Genomic DNA, 12,899 nt, shown 5'->3' on the forward strand with positions numbered 1-12,899 from the left:
CCAGTGCTTAAAGCTTAAAGCAGTGTATATTATTTAATAACTATATTTTTTTTACAATGAAATCGATTACAATTAAAGGATCAGAAAGAGAAAGCGTGGGCAAAGTGTCAACTAAAGCCTTACGTAATGCTGGAGCGGTTCCTTGCGTGTTATACGGAGGAAATCAGGCAGTACACTTCTCAGCAGACGCTGCAGCGTTCAAAAACTTGGTTTACACTCCAAACGCACACACAGTTGTGATTGAGCTTGGAAAAGGAAAATCATTCAATGCAATTTTGCAAGACATTCAAGTACACCCAGTATCTGACAAAATTTTACACATTGACTTCTTTCAATTATTTGATGACAAAGAAATCACTATGGAAGTTCCAGTAAAAATCGTTGGTACATCTAAAGGTGTTCTTGCTGGAGGTGTTTTACGTTTAAACACTCGTAAATTAAAAGTTAAAGCTTTACCTAAAGATCTTCCTGATTTTGTTGAAGCTGACATTACTCCACTTGAAATGGGTAACAAATTATACGTTACTAAAGTGGGTTCTCCAGAATTCAAAATTATGCACCCAGAGAACACTGTTGTTGCTCAAGTAAGAATCTCTCGTGCTGCTATGAAAGCTGCTCAAGAAGCTGCAAAAGCTGCAAAAGCTCCTGCAAAAGGAAAGAAAAAATAATTTTTTTCAAATCAATACAAAAAGCATCAATCGAAAGATTGGTGCTTTTTTTTTGTTTTAAAGGTTTTGAGTTGTTAAGATGCTGAGGTTCTGAGAAAAGGTTCAAAGGGGAAAGGTTCAAAGGTGTAAAGTAAGAGATCAGTGTTAATCTGCTTAAATCTTCGTGATCATCGTACCATTCTTAGCGTACGTTGCGTAAACCTTTGCGGACATTGCGGTTAAGAATAAATTATCTAATTGACACATTTTCTAATTACCAACATTAATCCTATTTTTGTATCATGATAAAATGGATAACAGAACTGTTTTCATCAACACAAAAAGAAGAGAACATCGATAATATGAAACCGGAGGTTCACGAACACCAAAAAAACAATATAAAAAACGTGAGTAAAAAATATTTAATTGTCGGACTTGGTAATATTGGTGCCGAATACGTAAATACAAGACATAACATAGGTTTTAAAGTGCTGGATTTTTTAGCTAAAAAAGAAGGGCTTTCGTTCGAAACCGTTAAACTGGGTTCTTTGGCCGAATATAAATTTAAAGGAAGAACATTTCTTCTGCTAAAGCCAAATACTTATATGAATCTAAGCGGTAAAGCAGTTAAATACTGGATGGACAAAGAAAACATTCCGTTAGAGAATATTTTAGTTATCACAGACGATTTAAATCTCTCATTCGGAACAATTCGCATTAAGCCAAAAGGGAGCGATGGAGGTCATAACGGACTTAAAAATATCAATCTAGTTTTAAATACGCAGCAATACACTCGTTTTAGATTTGGTATAAGTGACCAGTTCAAAAAAGGGCAACAAGTAGATTACGTTTTAGGTGATTGGGATGAAGAAGAGAAAGCGAAATTACCGGAACGTTTAGAAGTTGCGTCAGAAATTATCAAATCATTTGGAACTGCCGGATTAGAAAATACAATGACAACTTTTAACGGAAAATAAAGATTTACAGGTGTTTATGTGTTAAATAATCAAATAATCGATTAATCAAATCGAATTATAACGAAATAGTATTTTCTATTCCAAAGTTAAATGTCTAAATTTGAAATAAATTATTATAAATCATAAAATCATAATATCATGGCTTTTGAATTACCACAATTACCTTATGCATACGATGCATTAGAACCACATATTGATGCTCGTACAATGGAAATCCATTATACAAAACACCATAATGCTTATACTACAAATTTAAATGCAGCTATTGCTGGTACAGATTTGGAAGGAAAAACAATCGAAAATATCTTAATCAATTTAGATAAATCAAACGCAGCAGTTCGTAACAATGGTGGAGGTTTTTACAACCACAACTTATTCTGGACTGTAATGTCTCCAAATGGTGGTGGATTACCAACTGGTGATTTATTAGCAGCAATCGAAGCTTCTTTTGGAACTTTTGACGAGTTTAAAGCAAAATTTGCTAAAGCTGGAGCTACGCAGTTTGGTTCAGGATGGGCTTGGTTATGTGTGGAGAAAGGTGGAAAACTTGATGTTTGTGGAACTCCAAATCAGGATAATCCATTAATGCCAGAAGTTGGTTGCGGTGGAACTCCAATCTTAGGAATGGATGTTTGGGAGCATGCTTACTATTTAAACTACCAAAACAGAAGACCTGATTATATTGAAGCTTTTTTCAGTGTAATTAACTGGACAGAAGTTGCTAGAAGATTTGCTTTAGATAAATAGTCGAAAATAGATTAAAGATTAAAGAATAAAGAGAAAAGACGAATGGCCTAAAGGTTATTCGTCTTTTTTTTGTGTCTATATTTTTTATTTTTATCTAGAGTGGTTTTTCTATGCTCCTTCTTCTTTAGTAATCTTTGTTCTGTTTTCTTTATTCTAATCTCTATAAAAAAAAGAAAATAAAAAAGGCGGAATTTCTTCCGCCTTTTTTGCCCCAAATCTACCATAAACTTAACCTACTAATGTTATGGTTCAGTAAATGTATGGTAGCTATTCTTATGAAAAAAACTTTTTAGATGAATGGTAAATATATCCGATAAAGTAACTGTAATTTATTGCTTTTGAAATATTTGAGTTTATTCCAATAAAAAAGGTGGAATTACTTCCACCCTTTTTGCCCCAAATCTACCATAAACTTAACCTACTAATGTTATGGTTTTCCAAAAGTATTGTAGCTTTTCATTTTTACCAAACATATGGGACGAACGGCAAATAAAACCGATGAAATGCACAAATTAACCTTTTGTTAGTATTTTTTTAATACGCTCTAGCGTCTTTTCCTTCGTAAAAATTCATAAAAGCTCTATTTACAACACGATTTCCTCCTGGCGTTGGATAATCTCCTGTAAAATACCAATCTCCAAGATTTTTAGGACAAGCGATATGTAAATCTTCTACCTTTTGGAAAATAATTTTTACTTCGGCATTGATTTCTGGAGAGCTTAACATTTCTGCAATTTTATCTGAAATCTCTTCTGGCGTAAATTGATCGTAAATTGCTGTTACATAATTTACAACATCACTGTCTAAATAATTTTCTTGCGCCTTACACTTTGTATAAACTTCGTCTACAATATGATATAGGTTTCTTTCTTTTAATAAAGCAAGAGCAGCTCTAAAGGCAACAAGACCTTCTAGTTTAGCCATATCAATTCCGTAGCAATCAGGGTAACGAATTTGTGGAGCCGATGAAACGATTACGATACGTTTAGGTTTTAAACGATCCATCATTTTTATGATGCTCATTTTAAGTGTCGTACCGCGAACAATACTATCGTCGATGATAACAAGGTTGTCTGTTGGTTTGATTACTCCGTAAGTCACATCGTAAACGTGTGCAACAAGGTCATCACGGCTACTATCCTCTGTAATAAAGGTTCTAAGTTTAGCATCTTTAATCGCAACTTTCTCTGTGCGAATTTTTACAGCCAATAATTCCTGTAATGTTTCTGCGGTAAGAGTGTTTCTATTAGCTAAAATATAATTATTTTTTCTCTGATTTAAGAAATCCTGAGCTGCTTCTACTAAACCATAAAATGAAGTTTCGGCAGTATTTGGGATATAAGAGAAAACAGTATTATCTGTATCGCTGTCAATTGATTCAAGAACAGCAGGTAAAATTAATTTCCCTAGATTTTTACGTTCTTGGTAAATTTCGGCATCACTTCCTCTAGAAAAGTAAATTCTTTCAAATGAACATGCTTTCTTAACAGTTGGTTCCAGGATTTGCTCCATAGTAACTTTTCCGCTTTTTTTGATGATCAAAGCATTTCCCGGATCGATTTCCTGAACACTTTCAAAAGGTACATTGAATACAGTTTGAATAACGGGTCTTTCAGAAGCTACAACAACTACTTCGTCATCTTGATAATAGTAAGCTGGACGAATTCCTGCTGGGTCTCTAAAAACAAATGCGTCACCATGACCTAGTAATCCGGCCATTGCATAACCACCATCTAAATTTTTAGCAGAACGTGCTAATATTTTTCCAATATCCAATCGATCAGCAATTACTGGCGAAGCTTCTCTTTTAGAATAACCTTCTTGTTTGCAATCTTGGTAAAGTTGCATTACTTCTTTGTCTAGGAAGTGACCAATTTTTTCCATTACTGTAACGGTATCAGCCATTTCTTTTGGATGCTGTCCAAGTTCAACTAGATTTTCGAAAAGTTCTTTAACATTTGTCATATTAAAGTTTCCGGCCAAAATCAAATTACGGTGCATCCAGTTGCTTTGACGTAAAAAAGGGTGTACACTTTCGATGCTGTTTTTTCCGAAAGTTCCGTAACGGACGTGTCCTAGAAATAATTCTCCTATATAAGGAATGTTTGCTTTTTGTTGAGCAACATCATTTGCGTATTCAGGATGTGTAGTCATCTCCTCGTTGATACGCTCATTGATTTGTTTAAAAACGTCTTGTATTGGCTGCGAATGATTTGAACGAACTCTGCTGATATAACGTTCTCCTGGTTCAACATCTAATTTAATGCTTGCAAAACCTGCACCATCCTGACCACGGTTGTGTTGCTTCTCCATCATTAGATACATTTTTTGTATCCCGTAAAAAGCCGTTCCGTATTTTTCTTTGTAATATTCAAGCGGTTTAAGAAGTCTAACTAAGGCTATACCACATTCGTGTTTTAAAGCGTCGCTCATTGTGTTGTGTGTTTTGTGTTGTTGTTGTTGTTGTAAGTTGTGCGTAATAACGTAATAAAAAAGCCCCGTGTTATCGAGGCTTTAGGGCATTATATTTCTATGTCAAACTGAGTTAACGACTTAAACTGCTGTAATCGAATTGCTACCTCGGCTTTGCTTAATGTTTCCATTCTTTCAGTTCCAAATTTCTCTACACAAAATGAAGCTAAATTCGAACCGTAAATAATTGCATTTTTCATATTGCCAAACGAAATGTTTTCGCTTTGTGCAATGAAACCTGAAAAACCACCTGCAAAAGTGTCTCCTGCTCCTGTTGGATCAAAAACATCTTCTAGTGGTAAAGCTGGTGCAAAGAAAACTTCTCTGTTGTGGAATAAAAGTGCTCCGTGTTCTCCTTTTTTGATCACCACATATTTTGGTCCCAATTCTTGGATTTTGTTTGCAGCTTTTACCAAAGAGTATTCTCCAGAAAGTTGTCTTGCTTCTTCATCGTTAATTGTAATAACGTCTACACGTTTAATAACGTCTAATAATTCTGGAAGAGCGCAATCCATCCAAAAATTCATAGTGTCTAAAACTACTAATTTTGGTTTTTTCTCCATTTGATCCAAAACACTACTTTGTACCAGCGGATGTAAGTTTCCTAACATCACAACATCAGCATCTTTATAGTTTTGAGGGACTTTTGGTTGAAAATCAGCCAAAACGTTTAGTTCAGTTACTAGAGTATCTCTAGAATTTAAATCGTTGTGGTACAAACCGCTCCAGAAAAAAGTTTTTCCACCTTTAACAATTTCGATACCAGAGATATCAATATTCTTTGACGTTAAAAGATCTAAATGTTCTTGAGGAAAATCGTCTCCAACTATAGAAACAATAGCCGATTGTAAGTTAAAAAATGATGCCGATAAACCAATATACGTTGCAGCACCACCTAATATTTTATCTGTTTTTCCGAAAGGAGTTTCGATAGCGTCGAAAGCAACCGTTCCAACAATCAATAATTTATTCATTTTATGAATTTCGAATTAGGGTGCAAAGATACTTCATAAGTTGCAATATTGCAACGGTTTAAGTTCTCAAAATTTTCATAAAAAAACAAGATCGATTTAAGACTTAAAACTGTTGTAAATGAGTGAATTGTATTTGGTGGTTTGGAGTGCTTAAAATATGTTTTTTGGAATTAAAATACAATAATTGTTTTTGGAAAATGCTTTAAAGATTTTAGTTAGATTTGTTTAAATATCATTTCTAATTTATGAAGAAAATTCTATTCATATTATTTTTGCTTTGTTCTTTGATTTCTTGTGAAAGAAAAGAACCTAATTTTTCTAAAAAAATGATAGAGAAATTGGCATACATGTATGAAGATGTAGAATTAGGTTTATTGCCATCTGAATATTTACGTTTGGATCTGTATATTTTTACAAACGATAAAGAAATTTGTAGAACAAATAATCATGATTTATTCACTTACTATAGAAAGAATTATTTTAAAAAATTTGCCTCGTTTGAAATTTTTTTAGATGAAGTCTTAAATAGGGAATTTCTTTTAGATGAAAATTCAAAAAGTTTTTATTCTTTTAAATTAAATCAAAAAATACAGAAAGAATATGTGAGTTTAGGATTTGATAATTTTCTTAAAAAGTATTCAGAAGATAATGTTGGAAAAGAGAAACTTAAACTCAATACGTCTATCATTCAAAAAAATGATTTATCGACAATCAAATATCTTTTATATAAAAACAAATATGATGTTGGTTTTGATGATCATCTTGCTACATACTATATTCAAAAAAGAGAAGATTCTTTTAGATAAAAATTACAACTCGTATTTTTAATATTTTATTAGAAAGCTTAAAAGATGTTATAGTGACTATTAGCGATATTTTCTATTTATGATTTTTTAATTTATCGATATTTTTCATCCAATTGATTGCATCTTTCATAGGCTCTTCATCGTCTGAAAACGCTGTATTGTGACCCAAGTTTGGGAACAATCTATATTCATAATGTTTTCCTTTAGACTTTAATATATCAAGATATTCGATTGATAGTTTTACAGGAACTTGAATGTCTTTGCCTCCAAAAATCCAGATTCCTGGAATTGATAATTTAGAAAGAACATCATTGGGATTTGTGTCAATAAACTCATATTTGTCTGGGTCATTGAATACATGTTTTCTTGCCTCTTCTTCTGAGTGAGTATCCCAAAAATTTTTATTTCCATTTGTATAAAATTGGAATCTCAATTGTTCTTTAACCGTTATAAGTGCTCCGCTAAATATTGTCATAAATTTGACTTTCTTGTTTTTTTCTGCCGCCAATGGAATTATCCATCCAGCTTGACTACCGCCTATTAAGCCGATTGGTATTTTATTATTTTGGAGATATTTTGATAAAGTATTTACAGCAGCGCTCGCATCTAAAGACAAAAGATTTAGATTTGAGAAATCAACATTGTTAGTTCCTACTTCAGGTCCCGCATATACACCTGCTGATTCTCCAACTCCACGTTTATCATAGGTTAAAACCGCAATTCCATTATTGGCTAGAGTTGTAGCAAAATCTATCATTCTTTTTTCTTGTCCAGATCCATGAACAATTACAACGGCTGCTTGTACATTGTTAGGTGTAAAAATAGTTCCAGAAAGTGAAACTCCTTCACTAACAAATTTTATTTCCTTTGTACTAAAGTTTGGTGGAAGTGCTGATGCACAACTAGCGACAAAAAACAACAACATTAAGAGAGGATATTTGCATGTTTTTTCTGCTGTTATAATGCTATTAAATATTACCATTTTATCGTTTATTTTTTTTAAAAATTACAACTGATACTTCTTGTCAAAATAATTCTTCAGAATTCCAATCTGAATTAAAATCATAAAAGGAACTATTAAAAGCGCATACAATAAAGTTTTAGAAACATGAATTCCGGAAACTAGTGCCGAAATTTTATCAGTGTATGATTTTCCTATTTCTAAATTGTTCTGAGTTTCGGCAAAAAACACATTATAAAGAACTAAAATAGCCAAAGTAATTCCGATAAAAATCCACGTTGAAATGGAAATTAAAGGCTTGTAAGGTTTAATTTTTGCTTTTTCAGTAACAAGAATTTGCGACATTATGCTCGAAGTAAAGTCGATAGATGGCGATTGCAAAGTAGTTTCCTCCATCATTTTTTCAATAAGATTTTCTATATTTTTATCGCTCTCTTTCATAATACTCTACTATTTCAGGTTCTAATTGCTTTTTTAAAATTACGGCTAATTTTTGTCGGCTTCTAAACAATTTTACTTTGACATTATTAGCATTAATATTCATGATTTTTCCAATTTCTTCTAAACTCTGATCTTCAAAATAAAATAAAGTTAGTAAGAAATTTTCGTCGCCCGGCAACAAATTCAAACAATCTTGAATCGTTTGCTTTCGTTCTTTATCTTCTAAAGCACTCAAAGCATTATCCATCGTTTTGATTAAATGTGCCGAAAATTCATCTATTGATATATTAAGGTCTTCTTTTTTATTTTTCTTCAAACGATCTAAACACGTATTATAAGCAATCTTATAAATCCAGGTCGAAAATTTCGAATCACCTTTAAATTTGATCAGCGAACTATAGATTTTGATAAAAGTGTCTTGTGCAACTTCTTCAGCTTCTTCTCTGTTTTTAACCATTTTGATTGCCAAAGTAAAAATCATATCCTTATAACGATCAACCAGCATGGCAAACAAATTTGTTTCGCCCTGCAAAATTCTATCGATATAATGTTGATCCGGAATTGCACTCATATTGTATAGGACGACAGTTTGTTATTTTAGGTTACAAGAATTTTAAAAAAATTTTAAATTCCATCCCGAAGCCTCGGGACCAATTGTAGGATTGTCAAAATTTGACAGAGCTTAACATTAATATTGTCATCTCGACGAAGGAGAGATCACACACAAAATTCGACAAAGATTGGTGATTTGCTCTGCGTAGCTTCTAGTGTGATCTCTCCTTCGTTGAGATGACAAAAATGTCGAAACGAACATTAGGCTACAAAGTTTTTATATTCAAAATTAACTGATTATCAATAAGTTTTTCAACTTAGGATTTAAAAATTGAAATTTTTCGCTAAAAGGTGTAACCTCAATTTAAAACGTGTCGTCATATGGAGTATCAATCAATTATAAAAACATAAAAATTATGGGACCACAAGTTTTAGTACCACTTAGTCTATTTGCGATGATCTTTGGGATTGTCTATCTTATTTATTCAACAAGAAACAGAGAGCGTTTGGCTCTTATAGAAAAAGGTGTCGATGCCAGTATATTTTTAAACGGAAGATCTAAAGGAGGTTCGGTATGGAAAATTTTTGTTGTAAATCTGGCTTTCTTATTAATAGGAAGCGGCGTTGGAATTTTTCTTGCACTATTAATTACAACTTATACTTCTCTTAATAACGGAGCCGTTTATCCTTCAATTATTTTCATAATGGCAGGTATCGGACTTTTAGTTGGATTTAAAACAGCTAAAGATTTGGATAAAGAAGAGTAGATTTTAAGTTAGAAATGAAAAACGCATCAAATTAATTTTTGATGCGTTTTTTTATGATTTTGAACCAATGGTTTCGTAATAAACATCTATAGAAAGATTTTTTTGCATGGCTGCCATAACCGCTAACTCGTCACAACGTTCGTTTTGAGGGTGATTATTGTGGCCTTTTATCCATTTAAAATCTACTTGATGTTTGCGGTAAATGATTAAAAAGCGTTTCCATAGATCAGGATTTTTTTTGCCTGCATAGTTCTTTTTCTCCCAGCCAAAAACCCATTTTTTCACAACAGAATCAATAACGTATTTAGAATCAGAAACGACTAAAACCTTCATATTTGGTTTTTTTAGTTTTTCTAAGCCTACAATTACAGCTAAAAGTTCCATTCTATTATTGGTAGTAAGACGAAAGCCTTCGTAAAATTCTTTCTTATGCGGAGTTCCTACTAATTCCATCACTACGCCATAGCCACCGTTTCCTGGATTTCCTTTTGCAGCGCCATCTGTGTATATATGTACTTCGTATTGGGTCATTATTATTAATCTGTTAGCTATATTGTTTTTATAAGATCCTCAAAAAGTATACTATTGTCTTCTTTTCCAATTTCTTCAATAAAATTTAAAGAAATATAATATCCATCTTTTGGAATATAATAACTTCTACTAGATATAGTGAATATGTGATCGTCTTTTTTTAAATGAAACTGAACTGAAAATTTTACAACTTTTTTTCTAGAAAGCTCAATGAATGTTGGGTTATCAATAAATTTAAAATCGTCTAATGTTTTCTTTAATTCTTCATTGGAATTTTGGATTTGTTTTAAAAAATCTTGAAGATTTGCTACTTCGGATTCTCTAGTTCTAATTTTAATAGTCGGAATAATTCCAGCATAGGTCTTAGGGTTGTATTTAACAAAAGTTGCAAGATTTACAGAGGAATTATTAGATTTAAAAAGATGGTTAATTTGCTCGTCTGTAAATTCAAAATTGTTTAAGTTTTTTAATATCTCATCATTTTGTATAGTAGTCCAGTTTTTTGGAATATCAATTGAGAATCCAATTCTTTTTATATCTAATTTTTCCTGACAGTAAGAATTGAAAAATAGTAAAAGAAACATTAAATTTAAAAGTACTTTTTTCATAAATCTATTCCTCTAAAAGTCTGGAAATAATTTCCGGAAAGTACTTTTGTTCTAGGTCGTGAATCTTTTCTGCCACTGTTTCAGGAGTGTCTTCATTTGTCAATGCTGTACTTTTTTGAAAAATGATGGCACCTTCGTCATAATTTTCGTTTACAAAATGAATAGTTATGCCGGTTTCTTTTTCCTTATTTTCAACAACCGCTCGATGTATGTGCATGCCATACATTCCTTTACCTCCATAATTAGGTAAAAGTGCCGGATGAATGTTGATTATTTGGTTGGGATATTTCTCGATTATATTCTCTGGAAATTTCAATAAAAAACCAGCCAGAACTATCAGATCTGGGTCGATTTCTTGTATTTTTTGTAATACATTTCGTTCTAAAAGTTCGTTTTTCGAGAAGATTTCGGTCGAAATTTGATGATTTTTTGCTCTTTCGATAACTTTTGCCGAAGCATTATTCGTAAAAACAGAAACTACTCTTGCTGTTTTTCCTTTTGCAAAATATTTTATGATGTTTTCAGCATTAGTTCCTGATCCTGAGGCAAAAACAATAATTTTTTTCATAATCGAATTTAGTTTGAGAATGCAAAAAACGGAATAATAATCGAAAATAAATAGTATTAAAAAGTCTTTCTTGAAATTAATTTTATAAATTAGTGTTACATTTATAAACTAAATCGTGGTTTTAAAATAAAGTTTTTTATTTTTGCCAACAAATTAAATTCTAAAATTAAAGATTATGTCAGACATTGCATCAAGAGTAAAAGCGATTATCGTAGACAAATTAGGTGTTGACGAAAACGAAGTTGTAACAGAAGCAAGCTTCACTAATGATTTAGGAGCTGACTCATTAGACACTGTTGAGCTTATTATGGAATTCGAAAAAGAATTTGATATTCAAATTCCAGACGATCAAGCAGAAAACATTGCTACTGTTGGTCAAGCTATTTCTTATATCGAAGAAGCTAAAAAATAATAATACCGCACCCGATTTTTATATTTTATAAGTCGGGTGTTATTATTTTTTTAAAATTAAATTTCGATTGGTTTTCAATCAAAAAGATATATTTATATTGTAATGCCCATGGCTCTTAAGTAACAATAGTGTTAAGAAAGCGTGGGTTTTATTTGTTTAAAGTACAAAATACATATTTATGGCATTAAGGCGAGTTGTTGTAACAGGATTAGGTGCACTTACTCCTATCGGGAATAATATTCAGGATTACTGGAATGCACTTGTGAATGGGGTTAGCGGAGCGGCTCCTATAACATATTATGATACAGAGAAGCACAAAACGAAATTTGCCTGCGAAGTAAAAAACTTCAATATTGAAGATTACATGGATCGCAAGGAATCTCGTAGATTAGATAAATTCGCTCAATATGCTGTTGCTGCAAGTGATGAGGCTATTAAAGATGCTGGACTTACTAATGATAACATCGATAAAACAAGAGTTGGTGTTATTTGGGGAGCAGGTATTGGAGGTTTAGAAACTTTTCAAGAAGAAGTAATTTATTACGCTAAGGGTGACGGAACTCCAAAATTCAATCCGTTTTTTATTCCTAAAATGATTGCCGATATCGCTCCAGCGCATATTTCTATGCGTAATGGGTATATGGGACCAAATTATACTACAGTTTCTGCATGTGCATCTTCTGCAAATGCTTTAATTGATGCTTTCAACTACATTCGTTTAGGAATGTGTGATGTAATTATCTCTGGTGGTTCAGAAGCAGCTATTACCATTGCTGGTATGGGAGGTTTTAACTCTATGCACGCTTTGTCTACAAGAAATGAAAGTCCTGAAACAGCTTCAAGACCTTTTGATGCAACCAGAGATGGTTTTGTTTTAGGTGAAGGAGCAGGAGCTTTGGTTCTTGAAGATTACGAACATGCAAAAGCAAGAGGAGCAAAAATTTATTGCGAAATTGGTGGAGGCGGAATGTCATCTGATGCTTACCATTTAACTGCACCACATCCGGAAGGAATTGGAGTTATCGCAGTAATGAAGAATACATTGAGAGATGCTGGAATGAATCCTGAAGATGTTGATCATATCAATACTCACGGAACTTCTACTCCATTAGGAGATGTTGCCGAATTGAAAGCAATTAGTGCTGTGTTTGGAGATCATGCAAAAAATATCAATATCAATTCAACAAAATCAATGACAGGACACTTACTTGGTGCTGCTGGAGCTATTGAGGCAATTGCTTCAATTCTTGCAATGCAAAACAGTATTGTTCCTCCAACGATTAATCATACAGTTGTTGATGAGAACATTGATCCTTCATTGAATCTTACCTTAAACAAACCTCAAAAAAGAGAGGTGAATGTTGCTATGAGTAACACTTTTGGATTTGGTGGACACAATGCTTGTGTATTGTTTAAAAAATTAGTTGACTAATTTC

General features: G+C 32.6%; 15 protein-coding genes. 7 read left to right on the forward strand and 8 right to left on the reverse strand.

What is annotated here, in order from left to right:
- Positions 1-56: 56 nt before the first annotated feature.
- The 3 genes from IW18_RS20000 (at position 57) to IW18_RS20010 (ending at position 2,371) form a co-directional block, all read left to right on the forward strand.
- A complete protein-coding gene (locus IW18_RS20000) occupies positions 57-668 on the forward strand; it encodes a 50S ribosomal protein L25/general stress protein Ctc (RefSeq protein WP_041519947.1) in 612 nt (203 codons plus the stop codon).
- Between the two features lie 281 nt (positions 669-949).
- On the forward strand, positions 950-1,624 hold the full coding sequence (pth, locus tag IW18_RS20005) for an aminoacyl-tRNA hydrolase (protein ID WP_041519948.1): 675 nt from the start codon (positions 950-952) through the stop codon (positions 1,622-1,624).
- A 138-nt stretch (positions 1,625-1,762) separates the two neighbouring features.
- Positions 1,763-2,371, forward strand: coding sequence for a superoxide dismutase (locus IW18_RS20010; protein WP_041519949.1), 609 nt, complete (start codon positions 1,763-1,765; stop codon positions 2,369-2,371).
- Between the two features lie 534 nt (positions 2,372-2,905).
- On the opposite strand, the gene IW18_RS20015 is transcribed toward IW18_RS20010, so the two are convergent.
- Both IW18_RS20015 and IW18_RS20020 read right to left on the reverse strand, forming a co-directional pair.
- Positions 2,906-4,804 (reverse strand): amidophosphoribosyltransferase, encoded by a 1,899-nt coding sequence (locus IW18_RS20015; RefSeq protein WP_041519950.1) that lies wholly within the window; start codon positions 4,802-4,804, stop codon positions 2,906-2,908.
- An 89-nt stretch (positions 4,805-4,893) separates the two neighbouring features.
- Complete coding sequence (locus tag IW18_RS20020; RefSeq protein WP_041519951.1) at positions 4,894-5,817, reverse strand: PfkB family carbohydrate kinase; 924 nt, start codon at positions 5,815-5,817, stop codon at positions 4,894-4,896.
- Between the two features lie 326 nt (positions 5,818-6,143).
- Here IW18_RS20020 and IW18_RS20025 point away from each other — a divergent pair, with 326 nt between their 5' ends.
- Complete coding sequence (locus IW18_RS20025; RefSeq protein WP_123902566.1) at positions 6,144-6,623, forward strand: hypothetical protein; 480 nt, start codon at positions 6,144-6,146, stop codon at positions 6,621-6,623.
- A 73-nt stretch (positions 6,624-6,696) separates the two neighbouring features.
- Here IW18_RS20025 and IW18_RS20030 read toward each other — a convergent pair whose 3' ends face one another.
- The 3 genes from IW18_RS20030 to IW18_RS20040 are packed head-to-tail and all read right to left on the reverse strand — an operon-like array spanning position 6,697 to position 8,596.
- A complete protein-coding gene (locus IW18_RS20030) occupies positions 6,697-7,605 on the reverse strand; it encodes an alpha/beta hydrolase family protein (protein WP_240475587.1) in 909 nt (302 codons plus the stop codon).
- A gap of 24 nt (positions 7,606-7,629) precedes the next feature.
- A complete protein-coding gene (locus IW18_RS20035; RefSeq protein ID WP_041519953.1) occupies positions 7,630-8,025 on the reverse strand; it encodes a hypothetical protein in 396 nt (131 codons plus the stop codon).
- Positions 8,009-8,596, reverse strand: a complete 588-nt coding sequence (locus IW18_RS20040) for an RNA polymerase sigma factor (protein WP_041519954.1) — start codon at positions 8,594-8,596, stop codon at positions 8,009-8,011. The genes IW18_RS20035 and IW18_RS20040 overlap by 17 nt, the downstream gene beginning before the upstream one ends.
- 397 nt (positions 8,597-8,993) lie before the next feature.
- Here IW18_RS20040 and IW18_RS20045 point away from each other — a divergent pair, with 397 nt between their 5' ends.
- Positions 8,994-9,344 (forward strand): DUF6249 domain-containing protein, encoded by a 351-nt coding sequence (locus IW18_RS20045; protein WP_041520002.1) that lies wholly within the window; start codon positions 8,994-8,996, stop codon positions 9,342-9,344.
- A 51-nt stretch (positions 9,345-9,395) separates the two neighbouring features.
- On the opposite strand, the gene rnhA is transcribed toward IW18_RS20045, so the two are convergent.
- The 3 genes from rnhA to purN are packed head-to-tail and all read right to left on the reverse strand — an operon-like array spanning position 9,396 to position 11,051.
- A complete protein-coding gene (gene rnhA / locus IW18_RS20050) occupies positions 9,396-9,875 on the reverse strand; it encodes a ribonuclease HI (protein ID WP_041519955.1) in 480 nt (159 codons plus the stop codon).
- A gap of 17 nt (positions 9,876-9,892) precedes the next feature.
- Positions 9,893-10,483: a hypothetical protein gene (locus tag IW18_RS20055; RefSeq protein WP_041519956.1), complete on the reverse strand. Its 591-nt coding sequence runs from the start codon at positions 10,481-10,483 to the stop codon at positions 9,893-9,895.
- 4 nt (positions 10,484-10,487) lie between these two features.
- Positions 10,488-11,051, reverse strand: a complete 564-nt coding sequence (gene purN / locus IW18_RS20060) for a phosphoribosylglycinamide formyltransferase (protein WP_041519957.1) — start codon at positions 11,049-11,051, stop codon at positions 10,488-10,490.
- 175 nt (positions 11,052-11,226) lie between these two features.
- Here purN and IW18_RS20065 point away from each other — a divergent pair, with 175 nt between their 5' ends.
- Entirely contained in the window at positions 11,227-11,463 is a 237-nt protein-coding gene (locus tag IW18_RS20065; RefSeq protein WP_007137004.1) for an acyl carrier protein, read from the forward strand.
- Between the two features lie 178 nt (positions 11,464-11,641).
- Positions 11,642-12,895 (forward strand): beta-ketoacyl-ACP synthase II, encoded by a 1,254-nt coding sequence (gene fabF / locus IW18_RS20070; protein WP_041519958.1) that lies wholly within the window; start codon positions 11,642-11,644, stop codon positions 12,893-12,895.
- The last annotated feature ends 4 nt before the right edge of the window (positions 12,896-12,899 follow it).

Origin of the sequence: Flavobacterium hibernum (assembly GCF_000832125.1) — a bacterium.
GTDB classification, from domain to species: domain Bacteria; phylum Bacteroidota; class Bacteroidia; order Flavobacteriales; family Flavobacteriaceae; genus Flavobacterium; species Flavobacterium hibernum.

Coding starts and splice junctions, on each gene's coding strand:
- IW18_RS20000 (WP_041519947.1), top strand. CDS start 57: ATGAAATCGATTACAATTAAAGGATCAGAAAGAGAAAGCGTGGGCAAA.
- pth (WP_041519948.1), top strand. CDS start 950: ATGATAAAATGGATAACAGAACTGTTTTCATCAACACAAAAAGAAGAG.
- IW18_RS20010 (WP_041519949.1), top strand. CDS start 1,763: ATGGCTTTTGAATTACCACAATTACCTTATGCATACGATGCATTAGAA.
- IW18_RS20015 (WP_041519950.1), bottom strand. CDS start 4,804: ATGAGCGACGCTTTAAAACACGAATGTGGTATAGCCTTAGTTAGACTT.
- IW18_RS20020 (WP_041519951.1), bottom strand. CDS start 5,817: ATGAATAAATTATTGATTGTTGGAACGGTTGCTTTCGACGCTATCGAA.
- IW18_RS20025 (WP_123902566.1), top strand. CDS start 6,144: ATGATAGAGAAATTGGCATACATGTATGAAGATGTAGAATTAGGTTTA.
- IW18_RS20030 (WP_240475587.1), bottom strand. CDS start 7,605: ATGGTAATATTTAATAGCATTATAACAGCAGAAAAAACATGCAAATAT.
- IW18_RS20035 (WP_041519953.1), bottom strand. CDS start 8,025: ATGAAAGAGAGCGATAAAAATATAGAAAATCTTATTGAAAAAATGATG.
- IW18_RS20040 (WP_041519954.1), bottom strand. CDS start 8,596: ATGAGTGCAATTCCGGATCAACATTATATCGATAGAATTTTGCAGGGC.
- IW18_RS20045 (WP_041520002.1), top strand. CDS start 8,994: ATGGGACCACAAGTTTTAGTACCACTTAGTCTATTTGCGATGATCTTT.
- rnhA (WP_041519955.1), bottom strand. CDS start 9,875: ATGACCCAATACGAAGTACATATATACACAGATGGCGCTGCAAAAGGA.
- IW18_RS20055 (WP_041519956.1), bottom strand. CDS start 10,483: ATGAAAAAAGTACTTTTAAATTTAATGTTTCTTTTACTATTTTTCAAT.
- purN (WP_041519957.1), bottom strand. CDS start 11,051: ATGAAAAAAATTATTGTTTTTGCCTCAGGATCAGGAACTAATGCTGAA.
- IW18_RS20065 (WP_007137004.1), top strand. CDS start 11,227: ATGTCAGACATTGCATCAAGAGTAAAAGCGATTATCGTAGACAAATTA.
- fabF (WP_041519958.1), top strand. CDS start 11,642: ATGGCATTAAGGCGAGTTGTTGTAACAGGATTAGGTGCACTTACTCCT.